General features: G+C 27.5%; 21 protein-coding genes. All 21 read left to right on the top strand.

Annotated features, from left to right (window positions below):
- Positions 1–9: 9 nt before the first annotated feature.
- Positions 10–957 (top strand): SIS domain-containing protein, encoded by a 948-nt coding sequence (locus AJ881_RS02325; RefSeq protein ID WP_070283170.1) that lies wholly within the window; start codon positions 10–12, stop codon positions 955–957.
- Complete coding sequence (locus AJ881_RS02320; RefSeq protein ID WP_070283171.1) at positions 954–1,940, top strand: galactosyltransferase-related protein; 987 nt, start codon at positions 954–956, stop codon at positions 1,938–1,940. The genes AJ881_RS02325 and AJ881_RS02320 overlap by 4 nt, the downstream gene beginning before the upstream one ends.
- Positions 1,928–3,730 (top strand): DUF4422 domain-containing protein, encoded by a 1,803-nt coding sequence (locus tag AJ881_RS02315; RefSeq protein ID WP_148123007.1) that lies wholly within the window; start codon positions 1,928–1,930, stop codon positions 3,728–3,730. Before AJ881_RS02320 ends, AJ881_RS02315 begins: the two co-directional genes overlap by 13 nt.
- A complete protein-coding gene (locus AJ881_RS02310) occupies positions 3,717–5,561 on the top strand; it encodes a DUF4422 domain-containing protein (RefSeq protein WP_070283173.1) in 1,845 nt (614 codons plus the stop codon). The genes AJ881_RS02315 and AJ881_RS02310 overlap by 14 nt, the downstream gene beginning before the upstream one ends.
- Before the next feature lie 12 nt (positions 5,562–5,573).
- Positions 5,574–6,374, top strand: coding sequence for a glucose-1-phosphate cytidylyltransferase (rfbF, locus tag AJ881_RS02305; protein WP_070283174.1), 801 nt, complete (start codon positions 5,574–5,576; stop codon positions 6,372–6,374).
- Positions 6,375–6,386: 12 nt separating this feature from the next.
- Positions 6,387–7,457: a CDP-glucose 4,6-dehydratase gene (gene rfbG, locus AJ881_RS02300; protein WP_070283175.1), complete on the top strand. Its 1,071-nt coding sequence runs from the start codon at positions 6,387–6,389 to the stop codon at positions 7,455–7,457.
- Positions 7,458–7,459: 2 nt separating this feature from the next.
- Positions 7,460–8,083 (top strand): dTDP-4-dehydrorhamnose 3,5-epimerase, encoded by a 624-nt coding sequence (rfbC, locus tag AJ881_RS02295; RefSeq protein WP_070283176.1) that lies wholly within the window; start codon positions 7,460–7,462, stop codon positions 8,081–8,083.
- Positions 8,080–8,964 carry an NAD-dependent epimerase/dehydratase family protein gene (locus AJ881_RS02290; protein WP_070283177.1) on the top strand — a complete coding sequence of 295 codons (885 nt, stop codon included), beginning with the start codon at positions 8,080–8,082 and terminating at the stop codon, positions 8,962–8,964. Before rfbC ends, AJ881_RS02290 begins: the two co-directional genes overlap by 4 nt.
- A gap of 1 nt (position 8,965) precedes the next feature.
- Positions 8,966–10,102 (top strand): UDP-galactopyranose mutase, encoded by a 1,137-nt coding sequence (glf, locus tag AJ881_RS02285; RefSeq protein ID WP_070283178.1) that lies wholly within the window; start codon positions 8,966–8,968, stop codon positions 10,100–10,102.
- 137 nt (positions 10,103–10,239) lie between these two features.
- A complete protein-coding gene (locus AJ881_RS09530) occupies positions 10,240–12,150 on the top strand; it encodes a hypothetical protein (protein WP_261660171.1) in 1,911 nt (636 codons plus the stop codon).
- Entirely contained in the window at positions 12,134–12,694 is a 561-nt protein-coding gene (locus AJ881_RS02275) for a dTDP-4-dehydrorhamnose 3,5-epimerase family protein (RefSeq protein ID WP_070283179.1), read from the top strand. Before AJ881_RS09530 ends, AJ881_RS02275 begins: the two co-directional genes overlap by 17 nt.
- Positions 12,694–13,740: a GDP-L-fucose synthase family protein gene (locus tag AJ881_RS02270; protein WP_070283180.1), complete on the top strand. Its 1,047-nt coding sequence runs from the start codon at positions 12,694–12,696 to the stop codon at positions 13,738–13,740. The genes AJ881_RS02275 and AJ881_RS02270 overlap by 1 nt, the downstream gene beginning before the upstream one ends.
- Entirely contained in the window at positions 13,741–14,904 is a 1,164-nt protein-coding gene (locus AJ881_RS02265; protein WP_070283181.1) for a DegT/DnrJ/EryC1/StrS family aminotransferase, read from the top strand.
- Positions 14,901–15,932 (top strand): GDP-mannose 4,6-dehydratase, encoded by a 1,032-nt coding sequence (locus tag AJ881_RS02260; RefSeq protein WP_070283182.1) that lies wholly within the window; start codon positions 14,901–14,903, stop codon positions 15,930–15,932. The genes AJ881_RS02265 and AJ881_RS02260 overlap by 4 nt, the downstream gene beginning before the upstream one ends.
- The gene (gene hddA, locus AJ881_RS02255; protein ID WP_070283183.1) at positions 15,929–16,948 is read left to right on the top strand and encodes a D-glycero-D-manno-heptose 7-phosphate kinase; all 1,020 of its coding nucleotides are present in this window, start codon (positions 15,929–15,931) and stop codon (positions 16,946–16,948) included. Before AJ881_RS02260 ends, hddA begins: the two co-directional genes overlap by 4 nt.
- On the top strand, positions 16,936–17,541 hold the full coding sequence (gene gmhA2, locus AJ881_RS02250) for a D-sedoheptulose 7-phosphate isomerase (RefSeq protein ID WP_070283184.1): 606 nt from the start codon (positions 16,936–16,938) through the stop codon (positions 17,539–17,541). The genes hddA and gmhA2 overlap by 13 nt, the downstream gene beginning before the upstream one ends.
- Positions 17,529–18,203 (top strand): nucleotidyltransferase family protein, encoded by a 675-nt coding sequence (locus tag AJ881_RS02245; protein WP_070283185.1) that lies wholly within the window; start codon positions 17,529–17,531, stop codon positions 18,201–18,203. The genes gmhA2 and AJ881_RS02245 overlap by 13 nt, the downstream gene beginning before the upstream one ends.
- 12 nt (positions 18,204–18,215) lie before the next feature.
- Complete coding sequence (locus AJ881_RS02240) at positions 18,216–20,030, top strand: DUF2972 domain-containing protein (protein ID WP_070283186.1); 1,815 nt, start codon at positions 18,216–18,218, stop codon at positions 20,028–20,030.
- Positions 20,020–20,553, top strand: a complete 534-nt coding sequence (locus tag AJ881_RS02235) for an adenylyl-sulfate kinase (protein WP_070283187.1) — start codon at positions 20,020–20,022, stop codon at positions 20,551–20,553. Before AJ881_RS02240 ends, AJ881_RS02235 begins: the two co-directional genes overlap by 11 nt.
- Positions 20,554–21,600 (top strand): sulfate adenylyltransferase, encoded by a 1,047-nt coding sequence (locus AJ881_RS02230; protein ID WP_070278637.1) that lies wholly within the window; start codon positions 20,554–20,556, stop codon positions 21,598–21,600.
- 10 nt (positions 21,601–21,610) lie between these two features.
- Positions 21,611–22,570, top strand: coding sequence for a pyruvate kinase (locus tag AJ881_RS02225; RefSeq protein ID WP_032590092.1), 960 nt, complete (start codon positions 21,611–21,613; stop codon positions 22,568–22,570).
- Positions 22,571–22,572 lie beyond the last annotated feature (2 nt).

Here is a 22,572-nt window from a genome sequence, read left to right as displayed (position 1 = left end):
GGTTTAAAAATGAATACTCTTGAAATAGCCAAAGAAGTTTTTGGAAAAGAAGTACAAGCTATTTTGGATTTGGCTACAAATTTAGATGAAAATTTTAATCAAGCTGTAAATTTGATGTTAAATACTAAAGGGCGTTGTATAGTTAGTGGTATGGGTAAATCAGGCCATATAGGTGCTAAGATAGCAGCTACTTTAGCAAGCACAGGAACGCCAAGCTTTTTTATCCATCCAGGAGAGGCTTTGCATGGAGATCTTGGAATGTTAACTCCCGAAGATGTTTTAATCGCTATTTCAAATTCAGGAGAAACTGAAGAAATTTTAAAAATCATTCCAGCTATAAAAAAGCGTAAAATTCCACTTATAGTAATGTGTGGTAAAAAAAATTCCACCCTTGTAAAGCAAGGCGATATATTTTTAAATATAGCTGTGGAAAAGGAAGCTTGTCCTTTGCAGCTTGCTCCTATGTCTTCGACAACGGCAACTTTAGTTATGGGAGATGCTTTAGCTGCTGCTTTGATGAAGGTAAGAAATTTCAAGCCTGATGATTTTGCCCTTTTTCATCCAGGGGGGAGTTTGGGGCGTAAGCTTTTAACCAAGGTAAAAGATCTTATGGTTTCAAGTAACCTTCCTATAGTGCATCCTGATACCGAATTTAACGATCTTGTTGATGTGATGACTAGTGGAAAACTAGGGCTTTGTGTGGTACTTAAAAATGAAAAATTAGTTGGCATTATCACTGATGGGGATTTGCGTCGTGCTTTAAAAGCAAGTGATAAACCAAGGTTTGATTTTAAGGCCAAAGAAATCATGAGTACAAATCCTAAAGTAGTTGATGCTGATGCTATGGCAAGTGAAGCAGAGGAGATCATGTTAAAATATAAAATCAAAGAAATTATAGTAGGGAAAGAAGAAAGGGTTGTAGGTATTATTCAACTTTATGCGATAGGGAATGCATGAGTAAATATAGTGTTATTGTCCCTGTGGATTTAGATCTTAGACCTTTTGATATACTGAAAAAAGTTAAAAGTATTTTAAAAAGATCCAGCGATGAGGTTGAGATTGTTTTTGGACATAATGATCGTGGAAGTATATTTGATAAATATCTTAGGAAAATTTGCGCAAAGAAAAGTAATGTAAAATTAGTTTCAGGAAGATTCTATGCAAAATTGATTTGTCAAAGTTTGCTTAGAAATATGGCAGTAGAACAATGTTCTAGTGAATTTATTTATCTTATGGATGTAGATTGTTTATTTGATGAAAATTTAGCTGATTATTGTATAGATGAGCTTAAAAATAAAGAGAAGCCTTTTGTTATTCTACCATGTTTATATCTTTCAAGAAAGGGGTCAAGAATGGTTTTTAAGCATAACAGAGAAGAGATGTTTGATAAATATATTATGTTTAGAAGAGATTTATATTTGCATTTAGCTTCTCCAAGTGCAAATATATTTGTAAGAAAAATTGATTATTTCAATGTAGGTGGGTTTAATGAAAAATTTATTGGTCATGGTGGAGAAGATTTTGAATTTATGATAAAGCTTGCACTTTATAAAAATGTAATCAAACCAACTAAAGATTTAATGGTTGATAAATTTTATAAAGCACCACTTTTGAGCGAAGGTTTCAGAAAATATCTTAGCTTTAATAGTCTGCCATATTTTTTTGAAAAAAAGATTGTATTTCATATTTACCATAAAAGAAATAAATCACATAAGTATTTTAAACAATATGATAAAAATTCTACTTTATTACAAGAAGAAATTAAATTAAAAAATATTTTAAAGGAAGATAGTTATAGTCTTCTTAATTTTTATGAACAACTTTGTAAAAAATATAATGTTAGCACAGAGAAATATGCCGTTTTATTCGATCAGCACAAGATATATTTAAGTAAAATAGAAAAAATATATCTTTTTATTCAAAGAAATTGGATGATCTAGTAATGAATGTAAAAATATTTGTTTCATATAAATATCTAAGTTATATTTTTAAAAGCGACTTAATTATTCCGATTCAAACTGGTTGTGCTTTATCAAATCAAAAATTTGATAATATGTTAAGAGATGATAAAGGGAAAAATATATCTTGTTTAAATGAAAAATATTGTGAATTAACTGCACAATATTGGGTTTGGAAAAATTATAATCTTGAAAATTTAGATTACATAGGTTTTATGCACCATCGGAGACATTTTTTATTTTATAATTTTACTGAGAAAAAAAGTACTTGGCTTTATAAGAGTAGATTTAAAAGATTTAAACAGATTGACTATAATTATAAAAATAATTTTAATAATAATATTATTTTAAAACAGATTGATGATAATGATATTATATTACCTTGTGGATATGATGCAAAGTATTTTCCACATGGAAAAATAAGGAATAATTATGGTGCTATAAAAGGACAGCATATTGAAAATTATGATTTAATGATTGATATAGTTTTAAAAAAATATCCTCATTTTAAAAAAGCAATTAATCTTTTTATTGAAAATAATATTATGTATGTGTGTAATATGTATATAATGAGAAAAGTTTTATTTGTGGAATATAGTAATTTTTTGTTTTCAATATTAAAAGAATTGGATGATTTAATTGATAGTTCAGTATATGCCAAGGAAGATATGCGATTTTTGGGATATTTAGGTGAATGTTTATTAACTATATTTATAACATATAAACAGATACATGGTGTTAAAATAAAAGAAATGGAGATTAGTTTTTTGGAAAATACAGATATTGATATTTCTCAATGCAGCTTTAGTAATTCTTCATATAAAATTGTACTTTTTCATAAGTTTGAAGCTGGTTTTTATAATTTTGCTCTATATGTGTGCTTACAATCTATTTTGGAAAATTTGGATTGTGAAAAGCAATATGAAATTATTATTTTTGTTAATGATTTTTCAATTATAGATAAAGATTATTTTTCATTAATAAAAAGTAAATATTTTAATATTAATTTTTTTTATTTTAATATTGATATTTTGTTAAATAGATATTATAATAATTTACCATGTGTTTTATCTTTAGAACAAAAATTAGATTATTGTAAAATTTTACTCCCATTTATATTGCATACAGAACAATTATTTATTATAAATTCTAATACTATAATAAATAATTGTTTTTCTTTAATATTTCAGAAAAAAACCCATCCAATTCTAGCTGTTTCGAATATAAATTTTTCGCATACATTTGAGAATTGTATTGATACTTCGGTAATGTTTTTCAATTGTAATTTAATACGTAGAATATATAATTTCGAAGATATTCAAAATACATTATCAATATATAATAAAAATATTTTTAATATACTATTTGTTGATTTGATTTATTATTTGGACTTTTCTTGGAATATAACATTAGATTATAAAATAGATTTGCGAATTGAAAATTATCCTTTATTTATATATAATAAATATTTTAAAGATAAAAAAGATTTAATAATAATAAAATGGGAAAAAAATAATAAACCTTGGATGAGTGGTAATAAATTTTTAAAATATATTTTTTGGCAATATGCAAAAGATTCATTTTTATATAAAGATATACCAAAAAATAGATTTTCTACAATTTATTATTTTTTTATAAATATGGTTATAAAATATAATACTTATTTGCTTGTATATAGAAAAAATATTAAGCGTTTTTTTATTAGAAAATTAATAAAAATACAAAACAATGTAATTTTAATTAAATTAAGGAAAAAATATGGAAAATATTAAGATTTTTTTATCACATAGAATTGACTTAGAAGCGGAAAAGGTTAATATGCCATTTGCTTATCATATCGAATGTGGCTCCTTTTTTAAAAAAACGACAGATCTGCTTCGAGATGATGTTGGAGATAATATATCTTTTAAAAGAGATAGTTATTGCGAATTAACAGTACAATATTGGATGTGGAAAAATGTTAATGCGGAATATTATGGACTTTGCCATTATAGAAGATTTTTTTCATTTTCTGATAATGCATTAAATCTATCAAGAGGAAAAACAGAATCAAATAATGGTTGTATAGTTGAAGATTATATTACTGATGAAATATTAAATAGATATGAAATCAACAAAAATAAGATGAAAAAAATAATTTTAGAAAACGATGTTGTAGTATGTTCAGATATTGATCTAGGGAATAGTAATAACTATGATGCAATGTTAAGATCTCCAGAGTATCACAACATTGAAGATATGCAAGAGGCTATGAATATTATTAAAGAAAAATATCCTAAAATGTTTAATATAGCAGAAAAATATATGAAAGGTCATAGATGTAGGTTGTATAATTGTTTTATTATGAAAAAAAATATCTTTCTTGATTATTCAAAATGGTTGTTTGATATTTTATTTGAACTTGAGAAAAGGGTTGATATTAGTTATTATGGAATTCAAAAATATAGAACTTTTGGTACTATTGGTGAAAGACTTTTTGGTATTTATATCATGTATTTAAAAGAAAATAAATTTAAAGTATCTGAAAGACCTTTAATTTTTATTACTTATCCTAAAAGACAAAGAAAACTAATTCCATTTTTCAATAAAAATCAAATTACAATTGTTTCAAATTTTAATAATGAATATGTTCCAGTTTATACTTCATTTTTAATTTCTTCTTTAGAAAAATTGAGTAAAGATAATAAATATGAGTATATAATTTTAAGCCAAGATATTAGCAATACCAATAAATTAATTTTAGAAAAACTTGTAGAAGAGTATAATATGTATTTAAATATCAAGATTACATTCTATGATCCTTTTATTTACTTGGATCGTATAAAATTATTTGTTGATAATCCAGTTTATTCTAAAGATTTATATGTTAGGATTATAATCCCATACATTTTAAGTGAGTATGATAAGGTTATTGTTATAGATTGTGATACCATATGCAATGTTGATTTATCGGAATTATATTCGATAGATCTGAAAAATTGTATTCTTGGTGCGGTTAAAGATGTTGTTTTATTAGGATGGCTAAACGATAAGCTTAAAGATAGTTTACAGTATTACAAAACAATTTTAAAAAATCCTTATAATTATTGCAATACAGGGATTTTGCTTTTTAACTGTTCAAAGGCTAGAGATAAATATACTTTAGAATATATTTTAAATTGCATAGAAAAAAGTAATTATAGAATATATGAACAAGATATGATCAATGTTTTATATCAACAGGATATTTATTTTCTTGATGAAGGATGGAATGTGTATACATATTCAAATGCTTTTATTGAGCAGAGTATAAAACTCGCCCCTTTAAAAAATTATTTGGCTTATATTAACGCTAGAAAGAATCCAAAAATAATACATTTTGCTGGCCATCCAAAGCCATGGTGGGTTGATTGCGATTTTGATATTGAATTTTGGAAATATGCAAGAAAAAGTCCTTATTATGAGCATTTATTGCACATAAAAAATTGGCATCTCGTAAATCATATGTTATTAAATAATTTAAAATTATCTGTAAAATATAGGAAAAAAATTGTTAAGTTTTTTTTTCCTATTGGTAGTCGAAGAAGAATTGTATATGAAATATATAAGAAATTATTTAAATAAGGATGGTAATTTATGAAAGTTTTAATTTTAGCAGGTGGTTTAGGGACAAGACTCTCAGAAGAAACAAGTTTAAAGCCTAAACCTATGGTTGAAATAGGCGGTAAACCTATTTTGTGGCATATAATGAAAATTTATAGCTATTATGGCTTTAATGATTTTATTATTTTAACAGGCTATAAGGGTCACATTATAAAAGATTATTTTATAAATTACTATACACAATATAGTGATATAACAGTAGATATGTCAGATAATTCTGTTCAAATTCACAATACTAGGCATGAACCATGGAAAGTTACTATGCTTTATACTGGACAAGATTCTATGACAGGAGGTAGAATTTTATATGCAAAACCTTATGTGGGTAATGAAACTTTTATGCTTACTTATGGCGATGGGGTAAGTGATGTGAATATTAAAGAATTGATAAATTTTCATAAAAGCCATAGTAAGGCTATTACAATGACTTCTGTTTTGCCTGAAGGAAAATTTGGAGCTTTAGATATAGATAATGATACAAATTGTATAAAAAATTTTACAGAAAAACCTAAAGGTGATACTAATTTAAATAATACAGGTTGGATTAATGGAGGTTTTTTTGTGTGTGAACCTAAGATATTTGACTATATAAAAGAAGGAGATAAAACTGTTTTTGAGCAAGATCCTTTAAGAAATTTAGCTCAAGATAGCGAACTTTATAGCTATAAGCACTATGGTTTTTGGAAATGTATGGATACTTTAAAAGATAAGAATGACTTAACACGCATGTGGATAAATAATAAAGCCCCTTGGGCTTTATGGCTTAATAGATAGGAAAAAGTTGCTATGTTGTTTAAAATCTATGAAAATACAAAAGTTTTTCTTACGGGTCATACGGGTTTTAAAGGTTCTTGGTTGGGTTTATGGTTGCATAATCTTGGTGCTAAGGTTGATGGTTATTCTTTGCAACCAAATGCCAAGATTAATCATTTCGACCTTCTTGGTGGTGAAAGACTTTATGAAAATAGTTATTTTTCAGATATTAATGATGCGATAAAGTTAGAAAAAGCTTTGATAAATAGCGATCCAGAGATTATTTTTCACTTGGCGGCTCAACCACTAGTAAGAAAAAGCTATCAAGATCCTTATAATACTTTTCAAACAAATACAATTGGCACATTAAATATTTTAAACATTTCTAGAAAGCTTAAAAATTTAAAGGCAATTGTATTAATAACTACTGATAAAGTTTATAAAAATAAAGAATGGTTTTGGGGATATAGAGAGAGTGATACTTTGGGTGGTTATGATCCTTATAGTGCTAGCAAAGCTTGTGCCGAGCTTGTTATTGATTCTATGAGACAGAGTTTTTTTAATGCTAATGATTTTGGTAGTAAGCATCAAATATTAATTGCTTCTGCTAGGGCTGGAAATGTAATTGGTGGCGGCGATTGGAGCGAGGATAGGTTGATACCTGATATTATTAAAGCTTGTATTGGCAATAAAATAGTTGAAATTAGAAATCCAAAATCAACTCGTCCTTGGCAACATGTCCTTGAACCTTTATATGGTTATTTACTACTCGGGACAAAATTATTACAAGGACATACCGAGTTTGCTACAAGTTTTAATTTTGGGCCAGAAGTAAGTGGAAATTTAAGAGTGGAGGAAGTATTGAAAATAGCAAAAAATTTTTGGGATAAAATTTCTTATCAGTACAAGATTGATTTAAATGCTCCATATGAGGCAAATTTATTAATGCTAGATACCTCAAAGGCAAAAAAGATGTTATCTTGGAATTCATTGTTAACAGCTGAAGAAAGTATTAAAATGACAATAGAGTGGTATAAAAGTTTTTATAATAAAAAGGAACTTATAAGCGTTAAACAATTAAAAAAAATTATTGAAGGGTTGTAATAATGAGCAGATTTAATTTTATGAAAACTTGTATCGAAGGTGTGTATATTATTAAACCTAAACCTATCTGTGATGAAAGAGGTTATTTTGAACGTTATTTTTGCACCAATGATTTCGAAGAAATAGGGATGAAAAAACCTATAATTCAGATAAATCATTCCAAAACGATAGGAAAGGGTTCTATTAGAGGAATGCATTATCAAATACCGCCATTTTGTGAAACAAAAATTGTAAGATGTCTTAAGGGATCGATTTTGGATGTAGCAATAGATATAAGAAAAAATTCTCCTACTTTTTTACAATATTTTAGTATAGAGCTTAATGAAGTAAATAACAAATATCTTTATATACCAGAAGGATTTGCACATGGTTTTCAAGTTTTAAGTGATGAGGCTGAAATCTTATATCTTGTGACTCAAGAATTTAATTCGAGTGCTGATAGGGGTATAAATCCTTTTGATAAAGCAATAATATCAACAAATAACTTTTATCAAAGAAATAGACACAATGTATTTGAGAATTATGAGGGGGGGGGGATAAAATGGCCTTTAGGGAGCGGGAATATATCGAGAAAAGATTTAGATAGACAATATATAGATAATAATTTTATAGGGATAGAAATATGAAAATTTTAATTACCGGGGGAACGGGTTTTATAGGATCAAATTTTATTAGAAAATATCATAATAAATATGATATTATTGCATTGGTAAGAAAAAATAGTGATATAAGTAATATTAAAGATAAATGTGTGGTTTATACTTATGATGAAGATATTAATAAATTATTGTTGTTTTTGCAAAAAGAAAATATACAAGGGGTTGTTCATTTGGCTACTTTATATTTTTCTAAACACTCTCCATCTGATGTAAAAAAAATATTTAATTCTAATATTTTATTTGGTTTAGAATTGTTAGATATCTTTGTGCAATTAAAAATTGGTTTTTTTATTAATACTATTACTTTTAGTCAATTCGCTAATAGTATTCATTATAAACCCAAGACTTTATATGATGCAACAAAGCAAGCTTTTATGGATTTAACAAATTTTTATTCTTCTTATTTTGATATTGTAAATTTAATGATCTATGATAATTATGGAAATAATGATATAAGGCTTAAAATTTTTAATTTTTGGAAAAAAATATCATTGAATGAAGAAATTTTAGATATGAGTCCTGGGGAACAAAAGATTGATATAACTCATATAGATGATGTTATTGATGGCTTTGATATTTTAATATCAATGTGCATTGAGAAAAAGATTATCAATAATCAAATTTATACTTTAGAAAATACAAGATATACTTTAAAAGAATTAGCTAATTTATTTGAACAATATACAAAAAGAAAAATAAATATTAAATGGGGTGCTCGTGAATATTCTCCCAATGAAATTATGGAGCCTATTTCTAGCAAATCATCATCTAAGTTAATGCGTTTGCCAAATTGGAAACCAAAAATTTCCTTACAAGAAGGTTTAAATAATTTTTTAAAAGAGCTTTAAAATGGATATTTTAGTTATTGGATCAGGTATTACTGGAGCTACTATAGCAAGAATCTTGGCAGAAAAAGGAAACAATGTTACAATATGGGAGCGACGTAATCATATTGGTGGAAATATGTATGATTATGTAGACAAGCATGGAATATTGGTGCATAAATATGGACCACATACCTTCCATACATCTAAAAGATATTTATATGATTTTGTATTAAAATATTCTGAATGGATTGATTATAAATTAGTTTGCGGAGCTAAGATTGATGATAAAATAGTTTCAGTTCCTTTTAATTTTCATACTATTGATACTTTTTATAACAAGGATGAGTCTAAATTTTTAAAGCAAAAAATAAAAGAAGAATTTGGTGAAAGAAAAAAGATTACAGTATTTGAGGCATTAAATTCTAAATGTGATTTAATTAAAGTATATGCTAATTTTTTGTTTGAGAAAGATTACAAGCCTTATACATCAAAACAATGGGGAATACCTTTAGATAAGATTGATGTTAGTATATTTCAGAGAGTTCCATTGAATCTTTCTTATGAAAACGGGTATTTTGATGATAAATTTCAGATTATGCCAAAAATAAGTTATAGTTACTTTTTCAAAAATTTATTACAACATAAAAATATTAAAGTTGTTTTAAATAAAGATGCTTTGGATAGTCTCAGGATTATTGGAAATAACGTAAGTTTATATGGAAATAAAATTACTATTCCTGTTGTTTATACAGGCGCTCTTGATGAGTTGTTTGGTTATAAATATGGAAAATTACCATATAGAACATTAGAATTTGAATGGAGGCATGAAAATATAGAAAGTAAACAACCATTTCCTGTTGTAGCCTATCCTTTTGAGTGCTATACTAGAATTACAGAATATAAGAAATTACCATATCAAAAAGTTCAAGGAACTAGTTATGCGTTGGAGTATTCCTTAGAATATAATAAAGAAAAAGGACATGAGCCGTATTACCCTGTATTGACACAAGATAGTAGTTATATTTATGAAAAATATAAACAAGAGTCCAAGTTTGTTAAGAATCTTTATCCAGTTGGTCGATTGGCAAATTTTAAATACTATAATATGGATCAGGCTTTGGAGCAAGCTTTAAAGGTTATGAAATGTTTAAAAATTTAAATTCTTTTTGGAAGCAGAGTGATATTTTAAAAATTAATCATAAAATTAAAAATATTAATCAAAGCAATGATGACTTAGTTATTTCTTTTGTTGATGAAATCATACCTGAAATTATCCTATTTCATTTTAAATTAAAAATGAATATCAGTGATATTCATTTTTACTATTCTAATGATAATTTAAATTATAAATTATTAGATTATTCTTTGTTAAATGTTGAATCTAATAAAGTTGAATTGGAATTGTTTCAAAAGTATTCTTTCTCTTTTCTAAAGTTAGTAAATTTTAATTCGTCTTTACTCGATAGTATTGATTTGTATATTAGAAAACATCCAGGTTTAATTCTATCTTGTAGATATGATGGATTTGCCTCAAGAATATTTTCTATTATAAATGCATTATATATTTCTAAGAAGACTAAATTAAAATTTGGTTTTATATGGCCTGTTCAGAATTTTATAGCAAAACATAATATTTCAAATAATCATATAGCAATAGATGATGCTGAAAATATTTTTGAGTTAAATTTTGTGAGCAAATATGTATACCCAACAAGTTTGCAGCAAAATTTATTTTCAAATTCAACATCTTTAAAAAGCATTAAAGATGTTGATTATAGTATTATGCCAAAAAAATATGGACATTTTATGGATTATTGGGGTGATCTACAACAAATTATTGCAGATGTAGATTATGAGGATTATATTTTAGAATTTCCAAAATTATGGAGTGAAATAAAATTTTCGGAGCGTTATAAATCAATTATAAGCTATATTAATAGTATTATTGAATTGAAATTTAAAAATAATAATATCATGGCGATACATTTAAGAAATGGTGATTCTTTGTTTGATTTTACTGATTTTTTTTTCAAGGCTAATTTATACCATTATATTTTTCCTATCGAGTTGGCTTTATATATTGCTGATGAGTTTGTAAAAAAGGGCTATAAGGTTATTTTTTTCGCTGGAGATATCGAAAGTATAAAGCAAGTGAAACAAAATTATTACAATAATGAAAATATTTATTTTTCTGTAGATTTTTACAGAGACGAGTATAGTTACGCTGAGCGAGACTTTTTTGATTTAATATTAATGTCTCATGCGGATATTATATTTGGCACAAGTAGTTCAATGTATAAAGTTTTAGCAGCTAGGATTGGAAAAAAAAGTGAGTTGCAAAATTTAAATTTTATTAATATAGAAGAACGGTATGATTTATTAAAAAATAGGATAGATATTTATAAAACAAATGCATTTTTTAAAGGAATTTCTCATGCATTTTTATACTTATACTCTCAGCAACTAAACGTTAATCTAGAACAAACTTTATTTTATCTCAAAAAAGCAAGTTTTTTTACTAAAAATTTTTGCTTTGAGTTGGAGTTAATTAAGCAATATTTAATTCAAAATGATTGTTGCAGTGCAAACGAAAGATTAAAAATATTGAAAGATGAAAATAGATTTAATGGGTTTATTGATTTTATATTTATAGAAAAAATAGGGCGTAATTTTAAGGAAGAGCAGATTCTATTTTTAAACTTTTTTGGATTTGGATTTTTTTACATTGATTATGTTTGCATTCATATTATAAATCGTAATTTAGTGAAGTGGAGAGATTATATACAAATTAAAGAAAATAATAATTTTATTAAATTTAATATTTCAATTAAAAAAAGAATCCACAATCATCTATCTTATAAACTGGGGCAAGCCTTGATAGACAATTCGAAAAGTATATTAGGCTATATAAGAATGCCTTATGTATTATCTTATATAAAAGACAAACACAAATTTGAACAAAAAGCCTATGAAGAAAAAATAAAACAAAATCCAAATTTAGCCTTACCTCCTTTAGAAACTTATCCAGATTATAATGAAGCTTTAAAAGAAAAAGAATGTTTTACTTATAAATTAGGCGAAGCTTTTATTAAGGCGAGTAAAAATTGGTACAAAGGGGGGTATATTAAATTTATATTCAAAGATGTGCCTAGATTGAAAATGAAAATTAAACAAGAAAGGAGAAATAATAATGGCAATAGAATTTGACATACAAGAATCAAAAATTTTAAAAGGGGTATATATAATAACTCCTAATAAATTTAGGGACTTAAGAGGAGAAATTTGGTCGGTATTTTCTGAAGATTGTTTAAAGCATCTGCTTCCTGATAACCTAAATTTTGTTTTGGATAAATTTACTTTATCAAAACCAAATGTTTTAAGAGGAATTCATGGAGATCACAAGTCTTGGAAATTGGTAACTTGTGTGTATGGAGAAGTGCATCAAGTGGTGGTTGATTGTAGAAAAGACTCTCCTACTTATCTAAAGTGGGAAAAATTTATTATCAATCAAAATAATCAGAAATTAATTTTAATTCCACCTTATTTTGGAAATGCGCAGTATGTTAGCTCAAAAAGTGATGCTTTATATTATTACAAGTGGGCTTATGAGGGCGAGTATGTTGACGCTAAAGATCAATTTACTTACGCATGGAATGATAGTAGAATTGCTATAGATTGGGCAACAAGCAACCCTATATTATCAGATAGGGATATTGATGCAACAATTAATGATCATACTAAAGGATTTTAATGAATAAAGATTCTAGAATTTATATAGCAGGACACAAAGGTACAGCTGGTACTGCCTTAGTAGAAAACTTAAAAAAAAGAGGATATGAAAATTTAATTCTTAAAACACGACAAGAACTTAATTTGTTAAATCAACAATCTGTGATTGAATTTTTTAAAAACGAGCAACCAGAATATGTTTTTTTAGCAGCAGTTTTGCCATGTGGCGCTGCTAATGTATCTCAAAGAGCAGATTTTATATACGAAAATACAACTATACAAAATAATATTATCCATCAATCTTTCAAATTTGGAGTAAAAAAATTAATTTTTTTTGGTTCAGGTTATATGTATCCTGAAAAAACTCTTAATCCCATTAAAGAAGAAAGTATGTTGACTGATATATTAGAATATAATGCAACCTCGTTCGGTGTTGCAAAAATATCAGGTGCATTAATGTGTGAATCATATAATATTCAATACGGAACCAATTTTATAACTTTAGCTTTAAATAATTTATATGGAACAAGAGCAAATTTTGACTTTGAAAAGTCTAGAGTATTGCCGGCATTACTTAGAAAATTTCATCTAGCTAAACTACTAGAAGAGGAAAGAGAGGGTGAAATTTTAAAAGATTTAAAAATGAAATCATTTGTTGAAGCGAAGAAGTATTTAGCTAATTTTGGTATTTCAAAAGACTGTGTGGAAATTTGGGGGACAGGGAAGGTTAGAAGAGAATTTATACATAGTGATGATTTGGCTGATGCTGCTATTTATGTTATGGAAAATGTAAATTTTTCTGATTTATATAATAAAGATGAAAAAATAAAAAATACGCATATTAATATTGGAACAGGTATTGATTATAGTATAGCAGAAGTTACTCAAATGGTTAAGCAAAATGTCGGATTTAAAGGAAAATTGATTTTTAATCCTAATAGACCAGATAGCACAATGGATCGTTTAATGGATTGTTCTAAAATTCATTCTTTGGGTTGGAGACACAAAATTGAACTTGAAGATGGTATTAAAATGATGTATGATTGGTATTTAAATAAAGGAGAATAAATGAAATACACACTAGCCTCATCAACTTGGGATGAAAAGGAATTACAAGCAATACAAGATGTTATCAAAAGCGATATGTTTACTATGGGTAAAAAGGTGGCTGAATTTGAAAAAGATTTTGCTAAATTTACAGGCTCAAAGTATGCGGTTATGACAAGTTCGGGTTCAACTGCAAATTTGATAGCAACAGCGGCCTTGTTTTATACAAAAAATCCTAAATTAAAAAGAGGAGACGAAGTTATAGTCCCTGCAGTATCATGGAGTACTACTTATTATCCGCTTTACCAGTATGGCTTGAAATTAAAATTTGTAGATATAGATTTGGAAACACTAAATTATGACTTAGATGCTTTAAGTAGTGCCATTAGCGATAAAACAAAAATGATCATGATTGTAAATTTATTAGGAAACCCTAATGATTTTGATGCAATTAAAGATATGATAAAAGATAAAGATATTATCTTACTTGAAGACAATTGCGAATCAATGGGTGCAGAGTATAAAGGAAAGCAAACTGGAACTTTTGGTATCATGGGAACTTTTTCAACATTCTTTTCTCATCATATGGCCACAATGGAAGGTGGTTTTGTTGTCACGGATGATGATGAGCTGTATCATATTTTGCTATGTTTAAGAGCACATGGTTGGACTAGAAATTTACCAAAAGAAAATAAAGTTGCTAATAAAAGTGATGATTGGTTTAGTGAGTCATTTCGTTTTGTGTTGCCAGGATACAATGTTCGTCCAGTGGAAATGAGTGGAGCTATAGGTATAGAACAGCTTAAAAAATTACCTATGTTTTTAAAGTACCGTAGAGAAAATGCTAAACTGTTTTGTGAATATTTTAAAAATCATCCTGAATTTATTATACAAAAAGAAATAGGAAGTAGTTCGTGGTTTGGATTTTCTTTGATGATTAGACCAAATTCGAAATTACAAAGAAAAGATATTATTAAAAAACTAGAAGAAAATGATATAGAGTATCGTCCTATAGCTACTGGTGATTTTACGCAAAATGAGGTAATTAAGTATTTTGACTATGAAATTTATCAAGAATTAAAAAATGCAAGATATATACATGAAAAAGGATTTTTTGTAGGCAATCACCAATTTAGTATTAGCGAACAAATTAGTTTATTTAAAAAAGTATTGGATAGTCTATGAAAAAAATAGCATTAATTACAGGTTTTACAGGTCAAGTTGGCTCACAAATGGCAGATTTCTTGCTTGCAAACACAGACTATGAAGTTATGGGTATGATGCGTTGGCAAGAACCTATGGACAATATCTATCATTTAAGTGATAGGATTAATAAAAAAGATAGAATTAGTATTTTTTATGCAGATTTAAATGATTACTCTAGTCTTCAAAAGCTTTTTGAAAGCCAAAGACCTGATGTGATTTTTCATCTGGCAGCCCAATCTTATCCAAAAACTTCTTTTGATATACCTATAGAAACATTACAAACAAATATCATAGGCACAGCAAATATTTTGGAAAACATTAGAATTTTAAAGGCAAAAGATGGCTATGATCCTGTAGTGCATGTTTGCTCTTCAAGTGAAGTTTATGGCAAGGCAAAAGTAGGCATAAAACTTAACGAAGAAACAGCCTTTCATGGAGCAAGTCCTTATAGCATAAGCAAAATCGGCACTGATTATTTGGGAAGATTTTATGGCGAAGCCTATAACATTCGCACTTTTGTTACAAGAATGGGAACACATAGTGGCCCAAGACGAAGTGATGTGTTTTTTGAAAGCACAGTTGCAAAACAAATTGCTTTAATTGAAGCGGGTTATCAAGAGCCTGTTATCAAGGTTGGAAATCTTTCGAGTGTAAGAACCTTTCAAGATTGTCGTGATGCTATAAGGGCCTATTATCTACTTTCATTAGAAAGCCAAAATGGAAAAGTTTCTTGTGGGGAAGCTTTTAATATAGCAGGAGAAGAGGCTTTTAAGCTCCCTGAAGTTGTAGATATACTTTTATCTTTTTCTACAAGAAAAGATATTAAAGTAGAACAAGATGAAGAAAGATTACGCCCAATTGATGCGGATTATCAAATGTTTGATAATACAAAAATCAAAAGTTTTATTGACTGGAAGCCAGAAATTCCAGCCAGACAAATGTTTGAGGATCTATTAAATCATTGGAGAGATGAGATAAAAAAAGGAAGGATTCCATTAAATAGATGAAAACCATACGCACGCAAACTCCTCTTCGCCTTGGTTTAGCAGGTGGGGGGACTGATATAAATTTATATTGTGATAAATACACAGGTTATGTTTTAAATGCAACTATATCTTTATATATACATTGCACTTTGATTGAAAGAGAAGATGGAAAAATCATTTTTGATTCTCCTGATACAAATTCTTACTCTGAGTACGAAAGTAAAGAATTCTTAGGAAATGATGGAAAATTAGATATTTTTAAAAGTATTTATAATCGCATTGTAAAAGATTTTGTAAAAAAACCTTTGAGTTTTTCTTTGCATACATACTCAGATGTACCAAGTGGTAGCGGCTTAGGTGGAAGCTCAACTTTAGTTGTAGGCATTATAAAAGCTTTTGCAGAATGGCTTAATCTACCTTTAGGGGAATATGAAATCGCTAGGCTTGCTTATGAGATAGAAAGAGAAGATTTAGGTATAGTAGGTGGAGCACAAGATCAATACGCCGCAACTTTTGGGGGATTTAATTTTATGGAATTTTATGATAATAAAAGAGTTATTGTTAATCCTTTGCGTATAAAAAACTGGATAGCTAGTGAGCTTGAAGCTAGAACCGTGCTTTATTTTACCAATATCACAAGAGAAGCAAAAGATATAGAAGAGCATAAAAAAGGAAAATTAGGAGATGAAAAGTCTTTAGAGGCCATGCACGCGATAAAACAAGATGCCATCAAGATGAAAGAAGCTTTATTTAGAGCCGATTTTGATACTTTGGCACAAATTTTAGGTAAGTCTTGGCAGTCAAAAAAAATCATCTCAGAAATTGTTAGTAATGATGAGCTTGAAAGAATTTATAAACTCGCCATAGATAATGGAGCTTATAGCGGCAAAACTAGCGGAGCAGGAGCTGGTGGATTTATGTTTTTCTTTGTAGATCCTACTAAAAAATACAACTTAATCAAAGCTTTAAGCAAAGAGCAAGGTTATGTGCAGGATTTTTCATTTACAAAAGAGGGGGTTAAATCATGGAGAATTTAAATTCCTATATAAAAGGACATTTTACAGATTCTATTTTAGTAAAAGAGCAAATTTTAAAAGATGAGAATTTAATAATTCTTATTAAAAATGCTTCATTAGAAGTCATAAAAGCTTATAAAAATGGTAATAAAACCTTGCTTGCGGGAAATGGTGGTAGCGCAGCAGATGCACAGCACATCGCAGGGGAATTTGTAAGTAGGTTTTATTTTGATAGACCTGGTATCGCAAGTATTGCACTTTCAACGGACACGAGTATATTAACTGCTATTGGCAATGACTATGGTTATGAAAATTTATTTGCTAGACAAGTGCAAGCTCAAGGAGTTAAGGGAGATGTTTTTATAGGAATTTCTACAAGTGGAAATAGTAAGAATATCTTAAAAGCTTTAGAGCTTTGCAAGCAAAAAGAAATCATAAGTATAGGCTTAAGCGGAGCTAGCGGTGGAGCGATGAATGAACTTTGTGATTATTGTATAAAAGTGCCTTCAACTTGCACGCCAAGAATTCAAGAAGCACATATTTTAATAGGGCATATTATTTGTGCTATAGTTGAAGAAGAGCTTTTCGGTAAAGGTTTTTTTTGCAAGCAATAATACTTTGTGGTGGCTTAGGAACAAGACTTAAAAGTGTTATAAAGGATATTCCAAAGCCTATGGCACCGATAAATAATAAACCTTTTTTAGAATTTATTTTTGAGTATCTTAAAAAACAAGGCATAAAAGAAGTTATCTTAGCAGTATCATACAAATATGAAGTGATAAAAGAGTATTTTAAAGATGAGTTTTTAGGTATAAAAATAAAATACAGCATCGAAAAAGAGCCTCTAGGAACAGGTGGAGCTATAAAAGAGGCTTTGAAATTTATAAAAAATGAAGCTTATGTTTTAAACGGCGATACTTTTTTTGATATAGATTTAAGTAAATTAAAGCTAAATGGAAATAGAATTTGCCTCGCTTTAAAACAAATGAATGATTTTGATAGATACGGCACGGTAAATGTTGATGATCAAGGTCTTGTAATTTCTTTTGAAGAAAAAATATTTAAAAATCAGGGTTTAATCAATGGTGGAATTTATCTTTTAGCTAAAGATATTTTTAATGAATTTGATTTAGAGAAAAAATTTTCTTTTGAAGAGTTTTTACAAGAAAATTATAAAAAACTAAAGGCTAGAGCTTGTATTTTTGATGATTATTTTATAGATATTGGTGTGCCTGAGGATTATTATAATTTTACAATCAACCAAAGCCATTTTTAAAGGAGAAATCCTATGTATAACCCAAACTCAGCTATAGAAAGAATAAAAAATCATTTAGCTTATAAATTGGGTCAAGCTCTAATTGATTTTAAACAAAATGGGGGGGGGTATATAGCATTATTTAAAAAACTTTATAAAATTAAAAAACAACATAAAAAAGAACAACAAATTTATCAACAAACCATACAAATCTTTCCTCAACTTAAATATCCAAGTTTGGAAACATGTCCTGATTATAGTGAATCTCTAAGATATAAATTTCATTTATCTTATATGCTGGGAGAAGTTTTAATCAAGGCTGATATGAATAAGTTTAAAGATGGGTATTTTTTTCTTTTTAAAAATATAGAACAAACTAAAAAAGATTATAAAATAATAAAAGAAATTTTAGATCTTTCTAAAAAGTTTGAAGAAAATATTTATATTATACTTGCTGAAAATAAAAATTTATTCATGTGTAATTTGGATAATTTGAAAATTATTTTAGACTTACATAAAAATTATATACCAGCATTAAAAGTTATTTTTCAAAATTTTAATTATACGCTAAATCATTTGGAAATGATACAAGAATGGTTATTATCAAGTGATTTTAAGCAAAGATTTCAAGATGTAAATCATCCTTATCCTTCTTTACTTGACCCTAAAAAACTTAATGATCAAGCAGAAAAAATAAATTATCATAATATTTCAGGCGAATTAGCTTGGAAAATGAATTTACCATTGCCTGAAAATTATAAATTAATATGGCTATGGGCTGCATGTAGTGGAACAATGGCTATTTATACATTTTTTAATTATTCAGGTATTTCAACTATTAATGCAAATGGTTGGGAAGATGAAAAAAAAGTTTATATCGATAATTATACGTATATATTAAGCAAAAAAACACATGTAGCAATAGCTCCAAGAGTGTTTGAAAATAATGATAAAATTTATTATTTATTTACTAGCAATGTTCCTTTATTATATATATGTAGAGATCCAATATCAATTATCAGACATGCAATAAATCATATAGGTGACCAAAATAGCAAAATAAAACCAATGATGAAACAGATAACTTTAAATTCAAATTTTAAAGAGCTTTTTCCAGAAATACTTTACTGGTATTCCAATTCAAGCAAACCTGAATTGAATAGCTTGATAAAAGTTTTAGATAATTATGAACTTTACTTTAAATCATATCAAAGAATTAAAATTTTAAAAAAAGATGTATTGTGTTTTGAACTTAATGAAATCTCTGGTTTAAATGCTCGAAAAACATTTGATTTTATAGCTGATAAATTTTTTAATGTAAAATGCGATTATTCTTTTTTTTCTAAAAGAATTAATCGCCATCAAGGTGATTTGGTTGTGCTTCCAGTTGTATATTCTATTGTTATAGGTGAAATTTGTATTAATATAGTAATTACTACAAAAAATCTTATGTATTTTAATTCTTTAGAGCCTAAGATGACAGATGAAGACTATATTGACATTACTTCTGAAATTTTTAAAGAAAGAAAGTTAATGTTTGATAATATTATTTTGTTAATAAAACAAAAAGAATATAATATTTTAAAGAATAATCAAAAATGTTTTATAGATAGCAAAAAATATTTAAACGGTTATATGGATGCGTTTGAAGAGAATGAGATAAAGATTAAAAACAATCTTATTACAGAAGAAGAAATTTTGCAATATTTACAAATGAGAAAAGATTTGCGATTAAAATTAAAAGATATTTTAGATGAAGAATTAAATTTTATAAAAATAAATTATCCAAAGCATTTAAAACAATGGAAATATTATCAAAAATTTGAGCAGATGTGTAATGAAACATAATTTAACTATTTGGCTTACAGGTTTAGCAGGAAGTGGTAAAAGTTATATAGCACAAGCATTGTATAGAAAATTAAAAGAGAAATATGACAATGTTATCTATCTTGATGGAGATGAGTTAAGAGAGCTTTTGGGATGTTTTTCCTATGATAAAAAAGGTCGTATGGATGTATCCTTTAAACGATCCGATTTTGCTCGTTTTTTAAGTAATCAAGGAATGATAGTTATCGTAAGTGCGATTTCTATGTGGAATGAAATTTATGAGTATAACCGCAAATATTTAAAAAATTATTTTGAAATTTATATAAAATGTGAATTTGAAGAGTTGAAAAGACGCGATAAAAAGAATTTATATACCCAAGCTTTAAAGGGTGAAATTTCAAATGTCGTGGGTGTAGACATTCCGTATGATGAACCAAAGGCTGATTTAGTGATTGATAATACCCAAATGACAGCGCTTGATGATAAGGTTTGCCTTATTTTAACAGCACTTTCTCAAAATTTAGATAATTCAAAGCGCGAATAAATGTTACAAGTTACTCATGAAAATTTCCTAGATTTAAAATATTTTGCTAGCAGTGTGTTCTATCCTTTGGAAGGTTTTATGAATTATGAAGAATATAAAAAAGTAATTTATGAAATGCAACTTTTAAATGGTGAAATATGGACCTTGCCTATTACTTTGGAAGTGGATGATTTTAAAGATATTTATGTAGGACAAAAGCAAGATTTATATTATCAAGACAAATTTATAGGAAATATTCAAATCGAAGATAAATTTTGCGTTCAAGATCAGGATCTTTATGAAATTTTTCAAACTAAAGATGAAAAACATCCTGGTATTATAAAAGAAAAAAAACGCTCTTCTTTGCGTGTTGGTGGAAAGATAGAACTTAAAGAAGAATTTTATAAAGATTCTTTATATAAAAATATCTTAAAAGATGTTTTTAATGCTGATATTAAGACCATAGTGGGTTTTCAAACAAGAAATCCTATCCACAGAGCTCATGAACATTTGCAAAGAATTGCGCTTGAAATTTGCGATGCTTTGTTTATTAATCCTCTAACAGGCTGGAAAAAGCAAGGGGATTTTACCGAAGCAGCAGTGATGAGTGCTTATAAAACTATGTTTGATGAGTTTTATCCTAAAGATAGAGTTTATATTCAAGGTTTACAAACTGCTATGCGTTATGCAGGTCCTAAAGAAGCTATTTTTCATGCTTTACTTAGAAGAAATATGGGTTGTACCCATTTTATCATTGGCAGGGATCATGCAGGAGTGGGAGATTATTACGGAATTTACGAGGCACAAAAGTTAGCTAAAGATCTATCAATGCGTTATGATTTAGGTATAGATTTTTTACTTTTAAAAGAACCTTATTATTGTTCTAAATGTCAAAAAATTGTGAGTGAAAAAAATTGTGCACATTATAAAGAACATAGAATTGCAATTAGTGGTACGCAAATTAGAAAGGATTTAAGTGAGGGTAAAATTCCTAGCGAACTTATGATGCGTTCAGAAATTTCTGCTAGTATACTTGCTTTAGGTAGAGGAAATATTTTTATCAATTAAAGGATTGACAATGAAGAAGCTTATTTTAACAACAGGCCCTAGTTTAGGTGGAAAGATAAATCTTAATCAAATTCATCAAGATAAATTTATTTATAGAATCAATGGGGCACATGGAGATATAGAGAGTATTAAAAATACTATTATTAATTTAAGAAAACAAAAAACTGATATTGATATTTTGATTGATTTACCAGGAAATAAAATTAGAACTTCAGGCATTAGCGAGGCTATTCAAGTAGAAAAAGATAAGGATTTTTCTTTAAAAATTGATCAATTTAACTATAAAGAATTTTATAAGCTTGTTAAACCAGGTATGGAGGTTTATGCAAATGATAGTGTGTTTTTATTTATTGTAAAAGAAGTTAACGATAAAGAAATTATATTTACATCTAAAAGCACAGGATTGCTTTTAAATAATAAGGGTATGCATGTAAGAAATTTGCATGATAATATTCCTTTTTTATTTGAAAAAGACAAGGAACTTATAAAGCTTTGCAATGAGTTTGATATAGCTTATGTAGGAGCTTCTTTTGTAAGAAAAGCAAGTGATATACAAGAATTAAAACAAGTGCTTCATTCAAATACTAAGATTATTTCTAAAATTGAAACTTTAGAAGCAGTGAATAATTTATACAGTATTTTGCAAGAAGTAGAATATATTTTAATTGATAGAGGAGATTTATCCACAGAAATTGGTATAGAAAAAATTCCACGTTTTCAAAATTATATTGTAGAAATGGCACATCATAATGCAATTAAAGTATTTTTAGCTACACAAATTTTAAAAAATATGGAAGAAAAACCCATTCCTACTATTGCAGAAATTGATGATTTATATAATATCGCAAAAAGTGGAGTTTTTGGTGTGCAACTTTCTGAAGAAACAGCTGTAGGACACTATGTAGAAGAATGTGTTAAGATTTTAAATTTAATACAAGATGAAATCAATAATGAAAAAATCATTCTTTAAGA

The organism is Campylobacter sp. BCW_6460 (genome assembly GCF_001762705.1).
GTDB lineage: Bacteria > Campylobacterota > Campylobacteria > Campylobacterales > Campylobacteraceae > Campylobacter_D > Campylobacter_D jejuni.
This window is presented reverse-complemented; position numbering and strand designations above follow the sequence as displayed.